Origin of the sequence: Micromonospora sp. NPDC049102 (assembly GCF_043197485.1) — a bacterium.
GTDB lineage: Bacteria > Actinomycetota > Actinomycetes > Mycobacteriales > Micromonosporaceae > Micromonospora.
In genome coordinates this window covers 1-21032 of record NZ_JBICTE010000009.1, presented here as the reverse complement: position 1 = coordinate 21032, position 21032 = coordinate 1, and the positions used below count along the sequence as shown (strand labels likewise).

Annotated in this window: 14 protein-coding genes and 1 pseudogene; 10 read left to right on the top strand and 5 right to left on the bottom strand. The window is 71.1% G+C overall.

All coding sequences use genetic code 11. The features are described 5' to 3' along the window. Positions 1-334: 334 nt before the first annotated feature. From fxsT to ACGFH9_RS11960, 4 genes are all read right to left on the bottom strand, one after another. Complete coding sequence (gene fxsT / locus ACGFH9_RS11975) at positions 335-4243, bottom strand: FxSxx-COOH system tetratricopeptide repeat protein (protein ID WP_393217663.1); 3909 nt, start codon at positions 4241-4243, stop codon at positions 335-337. A gap of 12 nt (positions 4244-4255) precedes the next feature. After that, positions 4256-5497 (bottom strand): TIR-like protein FxsC, encoded by a 1242-nt coding sequence (locus ACGFH9_RS11970; RefSeq protein WP_393217661.1) that lies wholly within the window; start codon positions 5495-5497, stop codon positions 4256-4258. A gap of 259 nt (positions 5498-5756) precedes the next feature. Next, positions 5757-8396, bottom strand: a complete 2640-nt coding sequence (locus ACGFH9_RS11965) for a discoidin domain-containing protein (protein WP_393217659.1) — start codon at positions 8394-8396, stop codon at positions 5757-5759. 331 nt (positions 8397-8727) lie between these two features. Then, positions 8728-9930, bottom strand: a complete 1203-nt coding sequence (locus tag ACGFH9_RS11960) for an ROK family protein (RefSeq protein ID WP_393217657.1) — start codon at positions 9928-9930, stop codon at positions 8728-8730. A gap of 237 nt (positions 9931-10167) precedes the next feature. Here ACGFH9_RS11960 and ACGFH9_RS11955 point away from each other — a divergent pair, with 237 nt between their 5' ends. The 10 genes from ACGFH9_RS11955 to ACGFH9_RS11910 all read left to right on the top strand — a co-directional run bounded on the left by ACGFH9_RS11955 (position 10168) and on the right by ACGFH9_RS11910 (position 20086). Next, positions 10168-11466 carry an ABC transporter substrate-binding protein gene (locus ACGFH9_RS11955; protein ID WP_393217655.1) on the top strand — a complete coding sequence of 433 codons (1299 nt, stop codon included), beginning with the start codon at positions 10168-10170 and terminating at the stop codon, positions 11464-11466. Between the two features lie 70 nt (positions 11467-11536). Continuing rightward, complete coding sequence (locus tag ACGFH9_RS11950; protein WP_393217653.1) at positions 11537-12529, top strand: carbohydrate ABC transporter permease; 993 nt, start codon at positions 11537-11539, stop codon at positions 12527-12529. Continuing rightward, the gene (locus ACGFH9_RS11945; protein ID WP_355239317.1) at positions 12522-13361 is read left to right on the top strand and encodes a carbohydrate ABC transporter permease; all 840 of its coding nucleotides are present in this window, start codon (positions 12522-12524) and stop codon (positions 13359-13361) included. Before ACGFH9_RS11950 ends, ACGFH9_RS11945 begins: the two co-directional genes overlap by 8 nt. A 29-nt stretch (positions 13362-13390) precedes the next feature. Further along, positions 13391-14767, top strand: a complete 1377-nt coding sequence (locus tag ACGFH9_RS11940) for a GH1 family beta-glucosidase (RefSeq protein ID WP_393217651.1) — start codon at positions 13391-13393, stop codon at positions 14765-14767. Positions 14768-14926: 159 nt separating this feature from the next. Continuing rightward, the gene (locus ACGFH9_RS11935) at positions 14927-15424 is read left to right on the top strand and encodes a 2Fe-2S iron-sulfur cluster-binding protein (protein WP_393217957.1); all 498 of its coding nucleotides are present in this window, start codon (positions 14927-14929) and stop codon (positions 15422-15424) included. Beyond that, positions 15421-16404: an FAD binding domain-containing protein gene (locus tag ACGFH9_RS11930; protein ID WP_393217649.1), complete on the top strand. Its 984-nt coding sequence runs from the start codon at positions 15421-15423 to the stop codon at positions 16402-16404. The genes ACGFH9_RS11935 and ACGFH9_RS11930 overlap by 4 nt, the downstream gene beginning before the upstream one ends. Beyond that, entirely contained in the window at positions 16401-18491 is a 2091-nt protein-coding gene (locus ACGFH9_RS11925; protein ID WP_393217648.1) for a xanthine dehydrogenase family protein molybdopterin-binding subunit, read from the top strand. Before ACGFH9_RS11930 ends, ACGFH9_RS11925 begins: the two co-directional genes overlap by 4 nt. Before the next feature lie 28 nt (positions 18492-18519). Further along, positions 18520-18885 (top strand): metalloregulator ArsR/SmtB family transcription factor, encoded by a 366-nt coding sequence (locus ACGFH9_RS11920; RefSeq protein ID WP_355620692.1) that lies wholly within the window; start codon positions 18520-18522, stop codon positions 18883-18885. Then, complete coding sequence (locus tag ACGFH9_RS11915; RefSeq protein WP_393217646.1) at positions 18885-19526, top strand: SRPBCC family protein; 642 nt, start codon at positions 18885-18887, stop codon at positions 19524-19526. Before ACGFH9_RS11920 ends, ACGFH9_RS11915 begins: the two co-directional genes overlap by 1 nt. 44 nt (positions 19527-19570) lie before the next feature. Continuing rightward, a complete protein-coding gene (locus ACGFH9_RS11910; RefSeq protein ID WP_393217644.1) occupies positions 19571-20086 on the top strand; it encodes an NUDIX domain-containing protein in 516 nt (171 codons plus the stop codon). A 358-nt stretch (positions 20087-20444) separates the two neighbouring features. On the opposite strand, the pseudogene ACGFH9_RS11905 reads toward ACGFH9_RS11910, so the two are convergent. Further along, a pseudogene (locus ACGFH9_RS11905) lies at positions 20445-21032 on the bottom strand (IS5 family transposase); the annotation flags it as partial.

Genomic DNA, 21032 nt, shown 5'->3' with positions numbered 1-21032 from the left:
TCCGGACAGCGACGCCGCTCGCCTCTTCCGGATACGACGCCACAGGCCAGCCGCCCCCCGACGCGACTCGCACGCGCCAGCCGCCCCCGAACGCGATGCGCACGAGTCAGCCGCCCCCGGCCGCGACGCGCACGGGCGAGGCGTTCCCGGCCGCGACGGCAGGGGGTCGGTTGCGTCCTTTGCTCTGCTTCAACGGGCGCAACACTCGCGGCCACCAGGTGTTGCCTGGAGTGAAGCAGAGCAAAGGACGCGTGCAAGGTGGCCAGGGTGGGGCCGCGACGGCGTCGGGGCTTGCCTGCGCGACGCGGCGAGACCGCGAGACCGCTAGACCGGTCTACAGGAGCGCCGGCTCGATGTAGGCGTTGGAGCGTTCCCGCTGTCGGGCCTGCACCACCCGGGGATTGTCGCCGCCGAAGAGTTGCACCAGCTGACCGAACGCCTCGTCGTAGAGCGCCCGGCCGGCGTCCGCTTCGCTCTCGGTGGCCTGGCGGCTCAGCGCGAGGTTGACCGACGCGGAGAGCGTGTCGGGATGCTCGGCGCCCAACGCACGGGTCAGCTCCACGTATGCCGTGGTGTCCAGCAGCAACGCGTTGTCCCCGTCGCCGAGGGCGAAGAGGTCGTTGGCCAGGTTGAGGGTGGCCAGCAGGGTGTGCGGGTGCCGCTCACCGAGGTGGGTCAGCAACTGGTCGCGTACCCGCTGGGACAGCTCCCGGGCCTGGGTGTGGTCGCCCTGCTTGCGCAGCAGCACACCGAGGTTGTTGAGGCACGCCAGGGTGATGGCGTGCGACTCCCCGAGCACCACGGTGTAGCCGTCGCGCAGGCGGCGCGCCACCCGCAGGGCGGTCTGGTTGTCGCCCACCGCCGACCACGTGGTGGCGAGGGCCATCTCGGCGGAGAGAGTGTCGGCGTGCTCGGCGCCGAGCGTGCGCTGGTAACGGACCACCGTCCGCTCGATCAGCCGGTGCGCGTCGGCGAAACGACCGAGCTGGCGCAGCGTGAGCGCCAACTCCTTCGCCGTCCGCAGGGTCTCCGGATGGTCCGGGCCGTTCACCCGCTGCTGGCTGACGTACGTACGTTGCAGGACGCTGTGCGACCGCCACAGCTCGCCGGTGTCGCGCAGGCCGCGCCCGTAGTTGCTGGCCGACGCGAGGGTGGACGGGTCCTCCTCACCGAAGCGGTCCCGCCGCCGCTCGTGGATGTGCTGGTCGAGCGCGGCCGCGCTGCGGAAGTCACCGACCAGGCGCAGCGACACGGCGAGGTTGTTCTCCGCGGTCAGCGTCCGGCCGCTGTCGTCGCCGAAGCTGCGTACGCTCAGCTCCAGAGTGCGCCGGTCCTGCGCCTCGGCATCGTGGTAGAGCCCCTGGGCGCGCAGGTCCGCGCCGACACTGCGAGCCGTCATCAGGGTGTACAGGTGCTCCTCGCCGAAGATCCGCCGCTGCCGGTCGTAGACGTCCCGGTCGATCTCGTACGCCCGGTCGAAGTTGCTCTGCGCGCGCAGCACGTTCGCCAGGTGGAAGCGCATCCGCAGGCGGGTGGGATCGTCGTCGTCGGTGTCGCGCCACCCGGCCAGCGCCTCCTCGGCAAGCGCACGACTGGTGTCGTAGTCGCCGCGTCGGTAGAGGTAGCGCACGATGTCCACGACGAGCTGCCGCGCCTCGTCCATGGTGGACAGGTGCAGGCCGCTGGGGCGTACGTGTGGCCACAGCTCGGCGTACTCGGGCCAGTTGACCGGCTTGTCGGGATCGCGGGGGTTGGCGGCGGCGAGCAGCAGTTGGGCTTCCCGTCGCGCCTCGTCGGGCTCGCTGAGCTGGTCCTGGATGACCAACTGGACCAACCGGTGGATCCGCACCGTGTTGTTCTCCGCGTCGACCTGGGCCAGGCCGTAGCGGCCCAACTCGGCGGTGACCAGGCCCTGCAGGATCGGGTCGGTGAGCGTCGGGTCGATCGGTGCCATGAAGCTGGCGAAGCGGTCGCCGGTGAGCATGGCGACGGGAATCGGCTCCGGCGCGTAGAACGAGCACAGCTCCAGCAGCCGGGCGGCGGCCGGCTTCTCCTCGCGGAGCTGGCCGAGGGTGAACAGCCAGGTCGCGGCGAGTGCCTTGGAGTAGCCGGCGGACTGCCGGCCGTCGAGGATTCGCAGCAGGCCGGGGGTGTCCAGCGAGTGCAGGTACTTCTCGACCTGCATGGCGCTGGCCCGCAGGTACGCCGCGCCCTGCTCGACCGCGAGCGGCAGGTCGCCGAGCTTCTCGGCCACCTGCGCGGCCTCGGTCTCGCTGAGACCGCGCACCCGGTCGCGCAGCAGTTGGACGCTCTCGGCACGGTCGAAGACGGTCAGCTCGGTCGCGGTCGCGTACTCGCTCCAGCTCTGGTCCCGGGTCGTGAGCAGGACGTGGCCGGGCCCCTGCGGCAGCAGCGCCCGGGTGGTGTGGGTGGGCTTGTCGACGTTGTCCAGGATGATCAGCCAGCGCTGGTCGGGCCCGGCGCGGCGCAGCGTGTCGAGTACCCGGCGGGCCGCCTCGGCGCCGCCGCCCGTGCCCAGCCCCATCGCCTGGCCGAGGTCGCTGAGGCCACCGCGGATGCGGTCGTCGCTGTCGGCCGGGATCCACCAGACCACGTCGTAGTCGCGGCCGAAGCGCAGCGCGTACTCGGCGGCGAGCTGGGTCTTGCCGACGCCGCCGAGGCCGTGCACGACCTGGATGGGCGCGTCCGGTGCGGCGGTGAGCCGGTCGCGCAGCGCCTCGAGTTGCTCGGCGCGGCCGACGAACGGGGTGCCGTGCTGGCGGACGTTGGAGATCGTCGGGAACTGGCCGGGGAACCGGCCGACCGCGCGACCGCCGGCCGTGACCGTCGCTCCAGCGGCTTCCAGGAGCCGGGTCCGCGCGGTGGACGGGTCGACGTCGCTGAGGTCCACCGGGCTGTGGTCGCTGTAGGGGACGGTCAGCCGCGACTCGTCGACGCGCAGCGGCACGAGCACTCCCCCGCTGCCGAGCTGGTCCCGGCCGGTGGCGCTCTTCCACACCTCGCCAGCGAGGGGCGTGCTCGCGTAGTGCCGGGTGAGCACCGCCAGCACCCGGCTGGCACCGCTGACGGCCCGGTCGAAGGCGGCCCGTCCGCCGGCGGCGACCGGCACGTCGAGCGCGCGGCGATCCACCCGCAGCCCGACGTCCTCCAACTGGTCGCTGATCCACTCGGCCCAGAGCCGGTCGGCGGAGGCGTAGCTGAGCAGCACCGCCTGCTCGGCGGTGAGCCGACTGCGTTCGAACTCCGTCAGCGAGCGGCGCCGGTCCGCCTCGCCGATCGGGTGCAGCCGTTTGACCCGCCCATCGGTGATCACCGAGGCGAGCTGCTCGTACGCGGCCAGCAGGGTGCCGATCTGCTCCGGCCGGTCACCGAACGCGGCGAGGATCTCCTCGAAGGCGTAGAACGTGCGGTACGGGACCTCGATGGTGTTCCAGTAGCGGGCGACCGCCGCGTCCGAGAGGTGATCGAGGAACGGGGCGAACTCGGCGCGCACCAGATCCCGACCGGTCTCCAGTTTGCGCAGCTCGGCGTCCTCCACGCGCATCGGCACCGGCAGCAGCAGCGGCGGGTCGTCCGGGCGCTGGCTGCGGATCGAGCGGGCCACCGCCACCGCGCCCCGGATGCTCTGGGTGGACATGGTGAAGCAGTTGACCACCAGGTCGGGCAGTTGCACGGTGCAGATGCCGGCCACGTCGCTCAGGCCGGTACGGCTGTCGATCAACACCACGTCGTACTCGGCACGCATCTGCTCCCGGACGGCGTCGATGAACGACGCGCCGCCCTGGCGCTCGTAGAAGTTGGCCCACTCGAAGGTGCTCACCAACCGGGAGTACGCCGAGTCCTGCTGCCCGGCGGCCACGAAGTCGATCACGCCGCCGTGGCTGAAGTCCCAGTTCAGTGAGACCGCTCGGCGTTGGATCTTGGCGTGGCCGGTGAGCAGTTCCTGGGAGTCCTCGTCACGGTTGCGCTGCATCGTGGCGATCGAGTAATCCCAGATCATCTCGATGACGCCAGGGGTGGCGCGCAGTTCCTTGTCACGCAGGAACGGGTGGAAGTAGCGGTGCAGACCCGGAGATTCCAGGTCCCAGTCGACGACCAGCACCTGGAGGCCCTGGCTGGCCAGGATCCAGGCCACGTTGGCCAGCGCCATCGTGCGCCCGGTACCACCCTTGTACGAGTAGAAGGTCACGATCTGGCCACGTGCCGTCTCGTTCAGCGCCATGACGTGCCTCCCCTAGGGACCTTCGAGGATCGGGCGGGTACCAGGGCCGTCCGTGGGCGGCTCCTGGTAGACGGTGCCCATGCGGTAGATCCGGACCTGCTCGACGACGAGCGCCTCCTCGAGCTCCTCCTGAAAACGTGCGGAGGTCGCGATCTCGGTGCGCCAGACGTCGCGGGTGCTGTGCAGCACGTGGGACGGGAGCACCCGGGCCAGGGTGTCCCACATCTTGCGATTGCCGCCGGCAGCCGCCTCGTCGGCGGCCGTCCACGGCACCAGGACGGGCGCTCGAGGCGAGTCCTTGTCGCGGTCGTGGCGGATCAGGCTCACCCGGTAGCGCGGCAGGTCGGCGGACCAGACGTCGATCACCAGTACGACGATCTGGTTGTGCGTCCGCGCCCACTCCCGCACGGCCGCCAGGTCCTCGGCGTCCTCCACCGTCCAGCCGTAGCTCTTGGTGGTGGCGATGTCCCCGGCCCAGCTGCCGATCGGCGCTTCCACTTCGGGCCGGTACGGTCGCCAGTCGCGCGAGAACGCGCCGTAGCGGTCCTCGGCGCCGGGGCGGCTGCCGGCCAGCTCGGCGGAGCTGCCGGCAACGAGGACGATGTGCACGTGTCGGGCGCTGGTGGCCCGCTCCACCGCCTTTGAGGCGTCCGGCCCCTGGTGCGCCTGCGGCCTCGGCGGCAGGTCGAAGGCACTCGTCACCTTGGACAGCACCGGACGCTGCGCCGGGCGGTAGAGCTGGTGATTTCGAGCGGTCTGCACGATGTGCCTGGCGAGCGTGTCGACGAAGTCCGCGTAATCGTCCTCGTGCCGTTTGCGCTGCTTGAGGGTGAGCAGACCGTCCTGGTCGTACGCGGTGCCGGTCGGGAATTTGCGGTACTGGAAGCGGGCGACGGCCTTGGGCAGCCGGTCACAGGGAATCCACTGCACCGGCACGATCGCGGGTGGACGGACGTGGAACTGCCGCTCGTGCTCGTCGACGCGGTCAGCGAAGACCCGGAACTCGCGACCGCAGTAGTCGCTGACGACGTATCGGGGCGAGGTGAGCGCGATCAGACAGGCGCTGGTGGACAGCGCGTCGGACAGCGAGTCCGTCCAGGAGCTGCCGAGCGGGATCTGCCCGTCGATGAACCCCGCCTCGTCCCACCGGGTGGCGGCCAGACCGGCCACCGCCTCGCTGAGGTCGCCGAAGAACTGCTGAATCTGACCGTTGCGGTTGTCCTCTTGGGCGTAGCTCAGGAAGAAAAGTGGCACGCCCGCCTCCGCTCACGGGTTCCACGACCGGTAGGCACAGTATAGGACCGTCGATGCCAGCCCACCCGGACCGCGATCATCGGGGTGAGCGCGCGAAGAGTCGTATGCCCGACGCTTCCGGGTGCGCGGAGGGCTTGCGTACGCGGGGGAACGACCGTGGCCGGCCCGGTCTTCGGCGGGACCGGGCCGGCCTCGGCCCTGGGTACGACCCGCGCCGGCCCGATCAGATGAGTCGATCGGATCGGCGCGGGTGCCCCGGTCAGGGGTAGTTCGTCAGGTACACCGTCTGGTTGGCCGCGTTCGCGGTGCCACCGGCGTTGTTGATCACCCGGTTGATGGTGCCGACGCCACCGAGCGAGACGGTGACCATGTTGGTGAAGCGCACGTTCGAGTTGACGGGCACCTCGAAGGAGTGCTCCTCGACCACTGCGGGGTTGACGTTGAAGTAGCTGTAGCTGCCCAGCCCGAACGCCTGGTGGCTGGTCACCGAGTCGGCCACCTTGTAGGCGGCGTAGCCCCGGGTCGACCCGTTCATCCAGGCCGCCTGGTTGGGCACGTCGTACGGCAGTTCGTTCTGGTAGAAGTACGTCCGCCCACCGTTGCCGTTCCAGATGGTCTGGTACTTCTGGTAGTGCTCGACGAAGAGGCCGTACATGGTGACGTCGTCGCCGTTGACGGTGAGCCCGGTGTCGGCGGTGTTCAGCGTCCACCCGGTGGGCACACCCTGGGCGGCGTGGTCCGCCCGCCACAGCCACATGTGGTCACCGATCACGTTGTCGCTGTTGATGGTCAGCGTGTTGGTGGCCTTGCCGACGAGCGGTCCGCCGATGCGGAAGAACACGTCGTGCAGCGAGGTCGGGTTGCCGGCGTGGCTCGCCGAGGAGCCGGACGGGCCGACCTCCATGAGCACCGGCGAGTTGGTGGTGCCGGCCTCGAACATGATGCCGGCGACCTTGACGCCGTCCACGTCGGCGACGCGCATACCGACGCTGCCGTTGTCGGCCTGGATGGTGGCCAGGCCGAGGCCGAGGACGACCGTGTCGGCCCGGTTGACCTGGATCGGCTCGGTGACGTGGTGCACGCCCGGGGTGAAGAGCAGGTGCTTGCCCTGGGCGAGGGCGGCGTTGATGGTGGCCGCGCTGGTGCCGGGCTGGACGACGAAGAACTGCGACAGCGAGATCGACGAGCCGGCCGGGGTCTTGTTGTACCAGCTGGTGCCGGTGGAGTTGGTGCGCACGGCGGGCACGAAGACCCGGTACTCGCCGCTGCCCGTCACGTACAGGAACGGCTTCTCGCGAACCTGGGGGGTCTGCGCAATGACGGTGTGCGACGGGTTGGGGAAGCTCGGCGGCGGGGCGCCGTTCACGCCCTGGAACACCATGTTCCACACCGAACCGGTCCAGCCGTTGCCGAACTCGCTGTTGCGGGAGTACCACTGCTGCTGCGAGCCGGAGACGACCAGTCCGTCGATGCGGGTGTCGGCCAGCAGGCCGCCACTGGACCAGCCGTCGCCGCCGTTCCAGAGCTGGATCTGGTTCTGCGCGCCGCGCAGGTGCATCCGCCGGTACGGCGCGGCCTGCGACACCGCCCAGCGCTCCACGCTCACTCCGGAGGGCAGGGTCACCGAGAGGTTCTCCGCGGACCGCCAGAAGTTCTGGGTGGCGTTGCCGCCGAACCAGGTCGCCTCGGCCCGGACGTGTCCGTTGAGGTTGACGTCGTCGGGGCTCATGCCGAGGCCGGCGACCTGGGTGAAGAAGCCGAGGTTGACGTCGGCGGTGTAGGTGCCCGGCTCGAACAGCACGGCGTAGCGCTGCGCGCCGAACTGGTTCGTCTCCTGCTGGGTGAAGATGGTGTTCAGTCGACTCTGGATCGTCGACGTCGGGGTGCTCGGGTCGAAGACGTACGTGTTCGCGCCGAGGTTGGGGTTGTACGGGTCGGTGGTGCCGACCGGGGGCTCGGTGGTGCCGCCGCCGGTCGTGTTGACCGCCAGCTCCCAGAGCGAGTAGCCGTAGGCGGTGCCCCGGGCGGTGCCGTACACGCGCAGGTAGCGTCCGCTGCCGGTGACGGTGAGGCTCTGCGTGCCGCCGGTGGCGGTGGTGGTCGAGTAGATCGTGGTCCAGGTGGACCCGTCGGCGGAGGTCTGGAGCTGGAAGGCCCGGGCGTACGCGGCCTCCCAGGTCAGCGTCACCCGGCAGATCGTGCGGGTGCTGCCCAGGTCGACGCGCAGCCACTGCGGGTCGCTGGCGGCGCTGGCCCAGCGGGTGCCGGTGTTGCCGTCGACGGCGGCGGACGCGGGGGTGCCGGCGTTCTCCGTGGACGAGGCGGTCACCGGGCTGCCCTGCGCCACGTTGGCGCTGCCGCAGGTGGACGTGTCACCGCCGGTCTCGCCGTAGACCTGGAACTCCCAGAGCGAGTAGCCGTAGGCGGAGCCCCGGGCGGTGCCGTACATCCGCACGTACCGGCCGGCGCCGGTGACGGTGAGGTTCTGCGTGCCGCCCGCGCCGGTGGTGGTGGAGTAGATCGTCGTCCAGGTGGCGGCGTCGTCGGAGGTCTGGATCTGGAAGGCGCGGCCGTAGGCCCCCTCCCAGAGCAGGTTGACCTGGCTGATGGTGGCCCGCGTGCCGAGGTCGACCTGGAGCCACTGCGGGTCGCTGAAGGCGCTGGCCCAGCGGGTGCCGGTGTTGCCGTCGACCGCGGCCGACGCGGGGGTGCCGGCGTTCTCGGTGGACGAGGCGGTCGCCGGGCGGCCCTGCGACAGCAGGGTGGGTGCGGCCTGCGCCGGGGCGGTGGCCACGGCTGGTGTCAGGGCCGCCACCAGGGCCACGGCGACTCCGGTGAGGAGGTGCCGAACGGTCCGCCGCCGGGGACGCGGGCGTACGGATGTAGCACGAGATGTCATGACATCGCCTGTCGATAGGGCGTTACGGACGCCGTGCGGATGGGGGTCGGGTTCGCCCGTGGTGCCGTGGGTGGTGCCGCCGATGCGACGCCGCGGGGATGAGAGCGCTCTCGTAGGAGTGTTGCGGCGAGATTGCGACGGCGTCAAGACATCGATCTATAACTTCGTTATTTATCCCGAGGATCAGGTTTTGTGTAATTCCCCGCCCCTCGGCACCGTCCCGCACGGCCCGACCGCCCCCGGTGATCAAGAGGTTCGCGTCAGAAACCGCCCCGGGAATGACGCAAACTTCTTGATCACCGCACGAGGAAGGGGGTGGGGTGGGTGGGGGTTAGGCGCGGGGGACGCCGCCGGTGGTGAGGAAGCGGGCTATCGGGAGGGTGGCCGCTCCCAGGGCCACCGCGTCGACACCCAGCCGGCACAGCTCGATCGACGCCTGCTCGTACGGCTGGCGCAGCGCCTGCCGACCGGCGGCCTCGCGGACGGCCGGCAGCAGATCGCCCAGCGCCATCGCCGCCCACCCGCCGAGCACGACCCGCTCCGGGTTGAACAGGTTGATCAGGTTGGCCACCCCGGCGCCCAGGTAACCGGCGGTGTCGTCCAGCACCCGTCGGGCGGTGGGCGAGGTGTCGGCGGCGGCGACCAGCGCGGCGAGCTGGGACTCCTCGTCCTCGCCGGGAACGGCGTGCCCCCGGCGCGCCTCCCGGTAGCGGTCGATGATCGCCTCCGCGCCCACGTACGCCTCCAGGCAGCCGCGCGCGCCGCACCGGCAGGCCCGACCGCCGTACACCAGGGTGGTGTGCCCCCACTCCCCCGCGCTGCTGGACGCGCCCCGATAGGTGGCGCCGTTGGTCACCACGGCCGCGCCCACACCCGAGCCGACCAGCGCGAAGACGGCGTGCCGGGCCCCGCGGCCGGCGCCGAACCACATCTCGGCCTGACCGAGGGTCTTCGCGCCGTTGTCGATGTGCAGCGGCAGGTCGGTGCCCGCGCCGATGAGGCGTTCCAGCGGTACCCGGTCCCAGCCGAGGGCCTGGGCGTGCACGACGGCCTCGTCGCCCTGCTGGACCACGCCGGAGACGCCGATGCCGACGCCGAGCACGTCGGCGGTGGCCACCCCGGCCCGGCCGGTGACCACCTCGATGCCGGTCAGCACGTGCCCGGCCACCACGTCCGGCTCGGTACGCGCCGGGTCGAGCGGGTACTCGACGCTGGCGAGCAGGGTCATCGCGAAGTCGAACAACTCGACCCGCACCCGGGTCTCGCCGACGTCCACGCCGATCACGAAGGCGTAGCGGGCGGCGACCCGCAGCAGCATGCTGGGACGGCCGCCGTCGGACTCGGCGGCCCCGGCCTCGACGACGATGCCCTCGTCGATCAGGTCGGCCACCACGTTGCTCACGGCCGGCTGGCTCAGGCCGGTGCTGCGCACGAGGTCCTGCCGGGTGAGCGGGGCATCGAGGAAGAGCTTCGTCAACAGGGCGGACCGGTTGCGCAGCCGGACGCTCCGGTTGGTGGCACGCGCCAGCTCCACTCGTTACCTCGTTCCCGTCGGCCGTAGGTGGCGACTGTAACCGCACCGTGCTTGACGACCCACCAGCCAACCACTTTAATGACGACATTCATTAAGCCGTGATGTAACTCCCGGGAAACGCCGAAGGACCTCCGACGGCGCGTCCGGAGAAACCCCGTCCGCAGCCGGCCGCCGTCGCCTCACCCCTATCGGCGACGACGGCCGGCGGACCCCCACCACGCACCGGAAGGGCTCACCGTGTCGAAACGACACCTCGGGATATTCGCTGCCGCCGTACTGGCTGCCGCGTCGCTGACCGCCTGCGGCGGCTCCGGCGACGACTCCGCCTCATCGCCCAAGACCCTCACCTACTGGGCCAGCAACCAGGGCGCCAGCCTGGAGGCCGACAAGGCCACCCTCCAGCCCGAGCTGGACAAGTTCGAGAAGCAGACCGGCGTCAAGGTCAACGTCGAGGTGGTCCCCTGGTCGGACCTGCTCAACCGACTGCTCGCCGCCGCCACCTCGGGCAAGGGCCCGGACGTGGTGAACATCGGCAACACCTGGTCGGCGTCGTTGCAGGCCACCGGTGCGCTCGTCGAGTTCGACGACGCCGCCCTGCAGGCCGTGGGCGGCAAGGACCGGATCGTGCCCGCCGCGCTCGCCGCCGCCGGCGCGCCGGGCAAGCCGCCGGCCGCCGTGCCGCTCTACAGCATGGCGTACAGCCTGTACTACAACAAGAAGATGTTCGCCGACGCGGGCATCACCGCCCCGCCGACGACCTGGGAGCAGGTCGTCGAGTACGGCAAGAAGCTCAGCACCGGCGGCAAGTGGGGCCTGGCCATCGAGGGCGCCAACCCGTCCGAGAACGCCCACCACGCGTTCACCTTCAGCCAGCAGTACGGCGGCGAGTGGTTCGACTCGGCCGGCAAGCCGACCTTCGACACCCCGCAGAACGTCTCGGCCATCAAGCGCTACATCGACTTCATGGCCGCTGACAAGATCACCAACCCGAGCAACGCCGAGTACGCGCAGAACCAGTCGGTCTCGGACTTCGCCAACGGCAAGGCCGGCATGCTGCTCTGGCAGTCCGCCGGCTCGAACCTGAAGACCCAGAACATGGCCGCCGACGCGTACGGCGTGGCCCCGGTGCCGTTCCTGGCCAACCCGCCGGCCGGCGGCAAGAAGGTCAACAGCATGGTGGCCGGCATCAACATGGCCGTCTTCAAGCACACGAAGAACAAGGACGGCGCGCTGAGCTTCGTCAAGTTCATGACCAGCGACGAGGAGCAGACGATCCTCAACAAGACGTACGGCTCGCTGCCGGCTGTGAAGACCGCCGGCTCCGACCCGGCGTTCAGCGCTCCGGAGCAGAAGAGCATCCAGGAGACCCTGGTCACCACCGCGGCCCCGCTGCCGCAGGTGCCCGAGGAGAGCACCTTCGAGACCCTGGTCGGCACCGCGATGAAGGAGCTGTTCGCCGACGCCGCGAGCGGCAAGCCGGTCACCGAGGCATCGGTGAAGGCGAAGCTGACCGACGCGCAGCAGAAGATGCGCTGACCCACGCAGCGCCGGTGGCCGTGGTCGGGCTCGTCGCCTGACCACGGCCACCGCCTCCGAGAGGACCCCGATGGCAACCAGCACCACCGCGCCGGACGCCGACCGGCGCGTACCCCGGGCCGGGTCACCCGCCCGGGGGGCCGCCCGCCGGCCGCGCGGCCCCCGCCGTTCCCTCCTGCCGTACCTGCTGCTCGCGCCGGCCATCGTGCTGGAACTCGCCATCCACGTGATCCCGATGGTGGTCGGGGTCTGGATGAGCCTGTTGGAGCTGACCCAGTTCCACATCCGCGACTGGTCGACCGCGCCCTTCGTGGGCCTGGAGAACTACCGCGCCACGCTCGACCTGAACTCCGCCGCCGGCAAGGAGCTGCTGCACTCGTTCTGGGTGACGCTTGCCTACAGCCTGCTCTCGGTCGGGTTCGCCTGGCTGCTCGGCATCGCGGCGGCCGTCGTGCTGCAGAAACCGTTCCGCGGGCGGGCCATCCTGCGAGCGCTGTTCCTCACCCCGTACGCGCTGCCGGTCTACGCCGCCGTGATCACGTGGAGCTTCCTGCTCCAGCGCGACACCGGTCTGGTCAACCACGTGCTCGTCGACCAGCTCGGCCTGTTGAACGAGCGGCCGTTCTGGCTGATCGGCGACAACAGCTTCTGGTCGTTGCTGGTGGTGTCGGTCTGGCGCAACTGGCCGTTCGCGTTCCTGTGCCTGATGGCCGGCCTGCAGAACGTGCCCAGTGAGCTGTACGAGGCCGCCGCGATCGACGGCGCCGGGTTCTGGCGTCGGCTGCGCTCGGTCACCCTGCCCATGCTGCGGCCGGTGAACCTGGTGCTGCTGTTGGTGCTGTTCCTGTGGACGTTCAACGACTTCAACACCCCGTTCGTGCTCTTCGGCGGCTCGGCGCCCGCGCAGGCGGACCTGATCTCCATCCACATCTACCGCAGCTCCTTCAAGACCTGGGACTTCGGGTCGGGCTCGGCGATGTCGGTGGCGCTGCTGCTGTTCCTGATGGTCGTCTCGGCCGCGTACCTGCTGATCACCAACCGCCGGAGGGACGACCATGCGTGAGACCGCCGGTGAGCGCTGGGGCCGACGCATCGTGCTGACCCTGCTCACCCTCTTCGTCGTCATCCCGCTCTACGTGATGGTCACGTCCGCGGCGAAGCCGCTGCGGGACGTGCAGAACGGGTTCACCTGGTGGCCCAGCCGGCCCACCCTGCAACCGTTCGTCGACATGTGGAGCACCGTGCCGCTGGCCCGCTACCTGGTGAACAGCCTCGTGGTGTCGAGCGTCGCGGCGGTCTGCTCGGTAGCGATCGCCATCTTCGCGGCGTTCGCGGTCAGCCGGTACCGGTTCCACGGCCGCGGTGTCTTCACCGTGACGGTGCTGTCCACGCAGATGTTCCCCGGCATCCTGTTCCTGCTGCCGCTGTTCCTCATCTACGTCAACCTGGGCAACGCCACAGGCATCGAGCTGTACGCCAGCCGTACCGGCCTGATCATCACGTACCTGACCTTCTCGTTGCCGTTCTCGATCTGGATGCTGGTCGGCTACTTCGACTCGATCCCGCGCGGGCTGGACGAGGCGGCGCAGGTCGACGGCGCCGGGCCGCTACGCACCCTGTTCCAGGTCATCCTGCCGGCCGCCGTGCCCGGCGTGGTCGCGGTGACCGTGTACGCGTTCATGACCGCCTGGGGTGAGGTGCTGTTCGCCTCGGTGATGACCGACGAGGGCAGCCGCACCCTGGCGGTCGGCCTCCAGGGCTACTCGACCCAGTTCAACGTCTACTGGAACCAGATCATGGCCGCGTCGCTGGTGGTCAGCATCCCCGTCGTCGCCGGTTTCCTGGCCCTGCAGCGCTACTTCGTCGCCGGTCTCACCGCCGGCGCCGTCAAGTGAGTCACCCCAACCCAGAGGAGAGCCTTCCCGTGCCGGACCTGTCCAAGCTGCCACCCGACTTCCTCTGGGGCGTCGCCACTGCGGCGTACCAGATCGAGGGGGCCGTCGACGTCGACGGCCGGGAGCCGTCCATCTGGGACACCTTCTCGGCGATCCCGGGCAACGTCGACAACGGCGACACCGGTGCGGTGGCCTGCGACCACTACCACCGGTGGCCGGAGGACATGGGGCTGCTGCGGCAGCTCGGCGTGGACGCGTACCGGTTCTCGGTGGCCTGGCCTCGGGTGATGCCCGCGGGCGTCGGCCGGGTCAACCCCGCCGGGCTGGACTTCTACGACCGGCTCGTCGACACGTTGCTCGCCGACGGAATCCGGCCGTTCGTCACGCTCTACCACTGGGATCTGCCGCAGGCTCTACAGGACGCCGGTGGCTGGCCGGAGCGTGCCACGGCCGAGGCGTTCGCCGAGTACGCGGCGGTGGTCGCCGGTCGTCTCGGCGACCGGGTGGCCGACTGGTGCACGGTCAACGAGCCGCTCTGCGTGTGCTGGATCGGGCACCTTGACGGGAACATGGCCCCCGGCGAACGGGACCTGACCCGCGCGGTGCACGCCTCGCACCACGTGCTGCTCGGGCACGGTCTCGCCACCCAGGCGATCCGGGCGAACGCCGCCCGGCCCGCCTCGGTGGGGCTCGTCGTGAACCTGAGCCCGATCGAGCCGGCGACCGACCGGCCCGAGGACGTCGCTGCGGCACGGCGGGCCGACGGGCACGTCAACCGCTGGTGGCTCGACCCGATCCACGGGCGCGGCTACCCCACCGACATGGTCGAGACGTACGAGGTCGAGCCGCCGGTACGCGGCGACGACCTGGCGGTGATCGCCACGCCCACCGACTTCCTCGGAGTGAACTACTACTTCCGGCAGTTGGTGGTCGACGACCCGACCGGTCCGGCGCCGTACGTGAAGCAGGTGCCGGTGCCCGGCTCGGTGGAGACCGCGATGGGCTGGGAGGTGCACCCGGCGGGTCTGGAGCGGCTGCTCGTCGACGTGCACGAGCGGTACGGGCCGGCCCGGATCATCGTCACCGAGAGCGGCTCGGCGTGGCACGACGAGGTCACCGCCGACGGCACGGTGCAGGACAAGGAGCGCACCGACCACCTGGAGCAGCACCTGGCGGCGTGCGCGTCGGCGGTGGCGCGGGGTGTGCCGCTGGACGGCTACTTCGTGTGGTCGCTGCTGGACAACTTCGAGTGGGCGTACGGCTACGACAAGCGCTTCGGCCTGGTGCACGTCGACTACGCCACCCAGCGGCGGACGGTGAAGGCGAGTGGCCTGCGGTACGCGGACCTGATCCGCGCCCACCGGCACCTCGCCCGTAGCGCCGACGCCGCCGCGCCGGTGGCCTGAGGCACGAACCCCGGGTGCCGCGACCGGCGGCACCCGGGGGCCGCACCACGGTGGGATGTCTGCGTAATTCGCCCGCTTATGTACCGCTGCCGCTAGTCTGGGCCGGTGCGGGGCGAACCTGAGAACGCGACGACGACCGACGAACGTCACTCGACCCGGGTGGCGTTCGAGGTCAATGGCGACCGGCGGGAACTGACGCTGGACAACCGCACGACCCTGCTCGACGCGCTGCGCGAGCATCTGGATTTGATCGGGGCCAAGAAGGGCTGCGACCACGGCCAGTGCGGCTCCTGTACGGTGCTGCTGGACGGCCGTCGCGCCAAGAGTTGCCTGGTCCTCACGGTCACCCTGGACGGTCGGTCCGTCCGGACCGTCGAAGGGCTCGCCGAGGCGGACGACCTGTCGCCGTTGCAGGCCGCGTTCGTCGCGCACGACGCGTTCCAGTGCGGCTACTGCACCCCCGGGCAGCTCTGCTCCGCCCGGGGCATGCTCGACGAGGTCGCCAGAGGCTGGCCCAGCGCGGTCACCGACGACCTGGACTCGCCGCCGGAGCTGACCGACGCCGAGATCCGGGAGCGGATGGCCGGTAACCTCTGCCGCTGCGCCGCGTACCCACACATCGTCTCGGCGATCCGCGAGACGGCGACGACGTCGTGAGGCCTTTCCGCTACCACCGACCGGCCGACGTGGCCGACGCCGTCGCCGTGCTGACGGGCGAGCCGCACGCCGCGTACCTGGGCGGCGGCACCAACCTGGTGGACCTCATGAAGCTCGGGGTGCAGCGACCCGACCTGCTGGTGGACGTGACCCGGCTACCCCTGGACGCCGTCGAGGAGCTACCCGACGGTGGGCTGCGGATCGGCGCGACCGTACGCAACAGCGACCTCGCCGCCCACCCGGCGGTCCGCCGCGACTACCCCGTGCTGGCCCGCGCCCTGCTCGCCGCCGCGTCCGGCCAGCTACGCAACATGGCCACCACCGGCGGCAACCTGTTGCAGCGCACCCGCTGCGTGTACTTCCAGGACACCGGCAAGGCGTGCAACAAGCGCGACCCGGGCAGCGGTTGCGCCGCCCTGCACGGGCAGAACCGCGACCTGGCCGTCCTGGACTGGTCCGAGCAGTGCGTCGCCACCCACCCGTCGGACCTGGCTGTCGCCCTCGCCGCGCTGGACGCCGTGGTCGAGGTGCACGAGGCCGACGGCCCCCGGGACATCCCCCTCGCCGCGTTCTACCGCTCCCCCGGCACGCAGCCGGAACGGGAGACCACCCTGCCGCGCGGCGCGCTGATCACCGCCGTACGGCTGCCGGCGCTGCCGGCCGCGCGCCGCTCGGCGTACCTCAAGGTACGTGACCGGGCGTCGTTCGCCTTCGCCGCCGGCTCGGTCGCCGCGGTCCTCGACCTCGACGGCGACGTGGTCCGTGACGTGCGCCTGGCGTACGGGGCGGTGGCCCACCGGCCGTGGCGGGCGCACCGGGCCGAGCAGGAGTTGCGGGGTCGCCCGTTCAGTCCGGAGCTGGCGGCGCGGGCCGCCGACGCCGAACTGGCCGAGGCGCGGCCCCTGCGGCACAACGGCTTCAAGCTGCCCCTGACCCGGGCGATCACGGTCCGGGTACTCACCGAGTTGGCATCCTCGTGAGCGCCGGCGCGGTCGGCCGGGCGTACCCCCGGCTGGAGGGCCGGGAGAAGGTGACCGGCACGGCACGGTACGCCGTCGAGTACCCGACCGACGGCGTCACGTACGGCTGGGTGGTGCCGGCGGACGTCGTCCGGGGCCGGATCACGCGCGTCGACGCGGACGAGGCGCTGGCGTCGCCGGGCGTACTGGCCGTGTTGCACCACGGCAACGCGCCCCGGATGGCGCCGGGCCCGGCGGCGGAGCTGCGGCTGTTGCAGGATCCCACGGTGCACCACCGGGGGCAGTTCGTCGCCGTGGTGGTCGCCACCAGCCTCGAGGCGGCCCGGGAGGGCGCCCAACTGGTACGGATGGAATACGACGCCGGACCGCACACGACCGTGCTCACCGCCGACCACCCGGGCCTGTACCGGCCGGACCACGTGAATCCCCACTACCCGACGGACACCGCGGAGGGCGACTTCGACGCCGGGTACGCGGCCGCCCCGGTGCGGGTGGACGCCACCTACCGAACGCCGGCCTACCACAACAGTCCGATGGAGCCGCACGCCACGACGGCACGGTGGGACGACGGACGGCTGCTGGTGCACGACTCCAACCAGGGCACCGCGTCCGTGCAGGCCACCCTCGCCGAGCTGTTCGAGCTGCCCCGGGAGTCGGTCCGGGTCGTCGCCGAACACGTCGGCGGCGGCTTCGGCAGCAAGGGGTTCACCAAGGCGGCGGTGGTCCTGACCGCGCTCGCGGCCCGGCACGTGGACCGTCCGGTCAAGCTGGCCCTCACCCGCCAGCAACTGTTCGGGCCGATCGGCTACCGCACCCCCACCATCCAACGGGTCCGTCTCGCGTGCGACGCCGACGGGCGGCTCACCGCCGTCTGCCACGACGCGATCAGCCAGACCTCGACCATCCGGGAGTTCGCCGAGCAGACCGCCGTGTACACCCGCAGCATGTACGCGGCGCCGCACCGGCGCACCACCCACCGGCTGGCCCGCCTCGACGTGCCCACACCGTTTTGGATGCGCGCCCCCGGCGAGTGCCCCGGCGCGTACGGTCTGGAGTCGGCGATGGACGAGCTGGCCATCGCCGCCGGCATCGACCCGGTGGAACTGCGCATCCGCAACGACCCCCGGGTCGACCCCGACCAGGGGGAGGAGTTCACCAGCCGCAACCTGGTGGCCTGCCTGCGCGAGGGGGCGCAGCGGTTCGGCTGGGCCGGACGCGATCTGACGCCCCGGGCGCGACGCGACGGGCGGTGGCTGATCGGCACCGGCGTGGCCGCGTCGGCCTACCCGGCCCGGGCCCGGCCCGCCTCGGCGACGGTCACCGCCCGGCCGGACGGCACCTTCCTGCTCCGGATCAACGCCACCGACATCGGCAACGGCGGGCGGACGGCGATGTGGCAGGTGGCCGCCGACGCGCTCGGCGTACCGCCGGAACGGGTGGAGATCCGCATCGGCGACAGCGACCTGCCGGAGGCGCCGGTGGCCGGCGGGTCGATGGGCACGGCGAGCTGGAGCTGGGCCGTGATCCGCGCCTGCGAGGCGTTGCGCGGAAAGCTGCGCGACGGCGCGCCGACGGACACCGAGGTCACCGCCGGGGCGGACACGTCCGAGGAGGTGGCCGGGCAGCCGGCGCGGCCCCGGTACGCGTACGGGGCGCAGTTCGTCGAGGTGCGGGTGGACGCGGACACCGGCGAGGTACGCCTGAACCGGCTGCTCGGCGTGTTCGCCGCCGGTCGGGTGGTGAACCCGACGACGGCACGCAGCCAACTGATCGGCGGTATGACGATGGGGTTGTCGATGGCGCTGCACGAGGAGGGTGTGCTCGACGAGCGCTACGGCGACTGGGTCAACCACGACCTGGCGACGTACCACATCACCGGCTGCGCGGACGTCGAGTCCATCGAGGCGTACTGGCTCGACGAGCGGGACGACGAGCTCAACCCGGCCGGTGTGAAGGGCCTCGGTGAGATCGGCATCGTCGGCACCGCGGCGGCGGTCGCCAACGCGGTCCACCACGCCACCGGCGTCCGCATTCGCGAGCTGCCGATCCGGTTGGACAAGCTGGTCGGAGTGTCAAGCCTGGCTTAAATAAGGCCATGCTGATATAACTGTCGCCGTGCACGCCTTCGACGTGCTGGGCGATCCGGTCCGGCGCCGCATCCTGGAGCTGCTCGCCGACGGTGAGCAGACCGCCGGCGCGGTCAGCGCGGTCATCCGCGACGAGTTCGGCATCTCCCAGCCCGCCGTGTCCCAGCACCTGAAGGTGTTGCGGGACAACGGCTTCGCCACCGTGCGTCCGGAAGGCACCCGGCGGCTGTACGCAGTCGACCCGCGCCCGTTACGCGAGGTCGACGGCTGGTTGGAGCACTTCCGCCGGTTCTGGGCACCACCCCTGGCCGCGCTCGCCACCGAGCTGGCCCGGGGCCGACGTGAGCGTCGCCTGCGCGGGCCCGCCGACCCACCCGACGAGAGGAACACCTGATGTTCGACGCGACCGAGCAGATCAACGCCGTCCAACGGCAGGTCGGCAGCCGCACCCTGGCCGCCGGCGAGGCCCGGGTGACCACGATCAGCCAGACGTACCAGGCGACCGCCGAGGACCTGTGGGACGCCTGCACCAACGCCGAACGCATCCCCCGCTGGTTCCTGCCGATCAGCGGCGACCTGCGGCTGCACGGCACGTACCAGCTCGAGGGCAACGCCGGCGGCACCATCGAGACCTGCGAACCCCCGCACCGCTTCACCGCCACCTGGGAGATGGGCGGCGAGGTGAGCTGGATCGACGTGCGGGTCACGCCGGTCGGCGACGACCGGGCGCGCCTCGACCTGGACCACATCGCACACGTCGACCAGGACCGATGGGCACAGTTCGGGCCGGGCGCCGTCGGCGTCGGCTGGGACCTGGGCCTGCTCGGCCTCGCCACGCACCTGTCGAGCGACGGCGTCGGCGTCCGGCCCGAGGACAGCGCCGAGTGGATCGCCTCCGCCGAGGCACGACGGGCCATGGAGCTGAGCAGCCAACTCTGGGGCGAGGCGAGCGTCGCCGCCGGCACCGACCCCGACGAGGCCAAGGCCGCCGCCGAGCGCACCACCGCCTTCTACACGGGCGTGCCCGAAGCCTGAGCGGAAAGCGGCAGACCGACCGGGCACGGGTAACGTGCTGCGGCATGACCGGTACGCCGTACTCGCACTGCTCCTACTGCGGCGCCGCCTACCCGGCCACGGCCGGATGGCCGCGGGTCTGCGCGGCCTGCGGCGAGACCGTCTGGCGCAACCCCCTGCCCGTCGCGGTGGCGGTGCTACCGGTCCGCACGGCCGAGGGCCTGGGGGTCGTGGTGGTCCGCCGGGCCATCGAACCGGCCCGCGGGCTACTCGGGCTGCCAGGCGGTTTCATCGAGTACGGCGAGGAATGGTCCGACGCGCTCGTACGTGAGCTGCGGGAGGAGACCGGGCTGGTAGCGGACGCCGCCGACGCCCGGCTCCTCGCCGTCCGGGGCGCGCCGCAGGGCGGCACCATGATGATCTTCGGAGTGCTGCCCGAGCGTGCCGCCGAGGACCTGCCCCCGTCCGCGCCCACCGAGGAGGCGACCGAGTGGCTGGTCCTCACCGACCCGGTCCAGTTGGCGTTCTCCACCCACACCCGCGTCCTGGCCGACTTCCTCGCCGCACCCCACCAACCCTGACCCCACCACCCCGCCCCGCCCCGCCGGCTGACGCCAAGTGATCCACTCCAGTTCATGAGAGCGCCCCGACGCGGTGATCCACTCAGGTTCGGTGAACTCGGCGTGTCCTCGACGGCAAGACACCCCGGATTCCCTGAAACCGAGTCGATCACGCCCGAGGCCAAGCCCTCGACCCCGGCCCCAGCCCCGGCCCCGGCCCCGGCCCCGGCCCCGCGATCTTGCACTTACTGTGGCGACATAAAGGGCATTTCACGTGATCCGACAACCGAAAGTGCAAGATCGCGGGGGTAGAGGGCGGGGTGCGGGGGGTGGCGTGTGGGGGGTGGGGCGGGGGCGTTAGGGTCTGTATCGAAGTCGGTCATAGCCACTCGTTGATCGCGGCGATGTGCACGGTGGCTTCGTAGCGCACGGCGAGTTTGTCGAAGCGGGTGGCCACGGCACGGTTGCGTTTGAGTCGGTTGATGCCGCACTCCACGGCGTGACGCTGCTTGTACCGCTCGGGGTCGAAGGCCGGTGGTCGCCCACCCTTGGACCCCTTCTTGCGCCGGTTGGCGTCCTGGTCTGCCTTCGACGGGATCGTCGCGGCGATCCCGCGTCGGCGCAGGTAGCGGCGGTTCGCCTTCGATGTGTACGCCTTGTCGGCCAAGACCCGATCGGGGCGTGTCCGTGGCCGACCGCCGCCCTGGCGGGGCACCCGGATGCCGTCGAGGACCGCGATGAACTGGGGACTGTCCCCGCGCTGCCCGGCGGTCAACACGATCGACAACGGCTTTTGCCCCTGCTCACATGCCAGGTGCACCTTCGTGGTCAGTCCGCCCCGCGACCGCCCGAGCGCATGATCGGCCGGCTCGACCGCGACGCCGCCCGGCGGTTCGACCTGCAGATCCCCCTTTTACGCGCCCCGGCGGCGTGCTGATGCGCCCGGGCGACCGACGAGTCCACCGAC

What these genes read in the sequence shown, in the direction of transcription:
- ACGFH9_RS11945 (WP_355239317.1), top strand. Translation starts at nt 12,522, where the DNA reads ATGCGTGAGACCGCCGGTGAGCGCTGGGGCCGACGCATCGTGCTGACC.
- ACGFH9_RS11950 (WP_393217653.1), top strand. Translation starts at nt 11,537, where the DNA reads ATGGCAACCAGCACCACCGCGCCGGACGCCGACCGGCGCGTACCCCGG.
- ACGFH9_RS11965 (WP_393217659.1), bottom strand. Translation starts at nt 8,396, where the DNA reads ATGACATCTCGTGCTACATCCGTACGCCCGCGTCCCCGGCGGCGGACC.
- ACGFH9_RS11915 (WP_393217646.1), top strand. Translation starts at nt 18,885, where the DNA reads ATGTTCGACGCGACCGAGCAGATCAACGCCGTCCAACGGCAGGTCGGC.
- ACGFH9_RS11910 (WP_393217644.1), top strand. Translation starts at nt 19,571, where the DNA reads ATGACCGGTACGCCGTACTCGCACTGCTCCTACTGCGGCGCCGCCTAC.
- fxsT (WP_393217663.1), bottom strand. Translation starts at nt 4,243, where the DNA reads ATGGCGCTGAACGAGACGGCACGTGGCCAGATCGTGACCTTCTACTCG.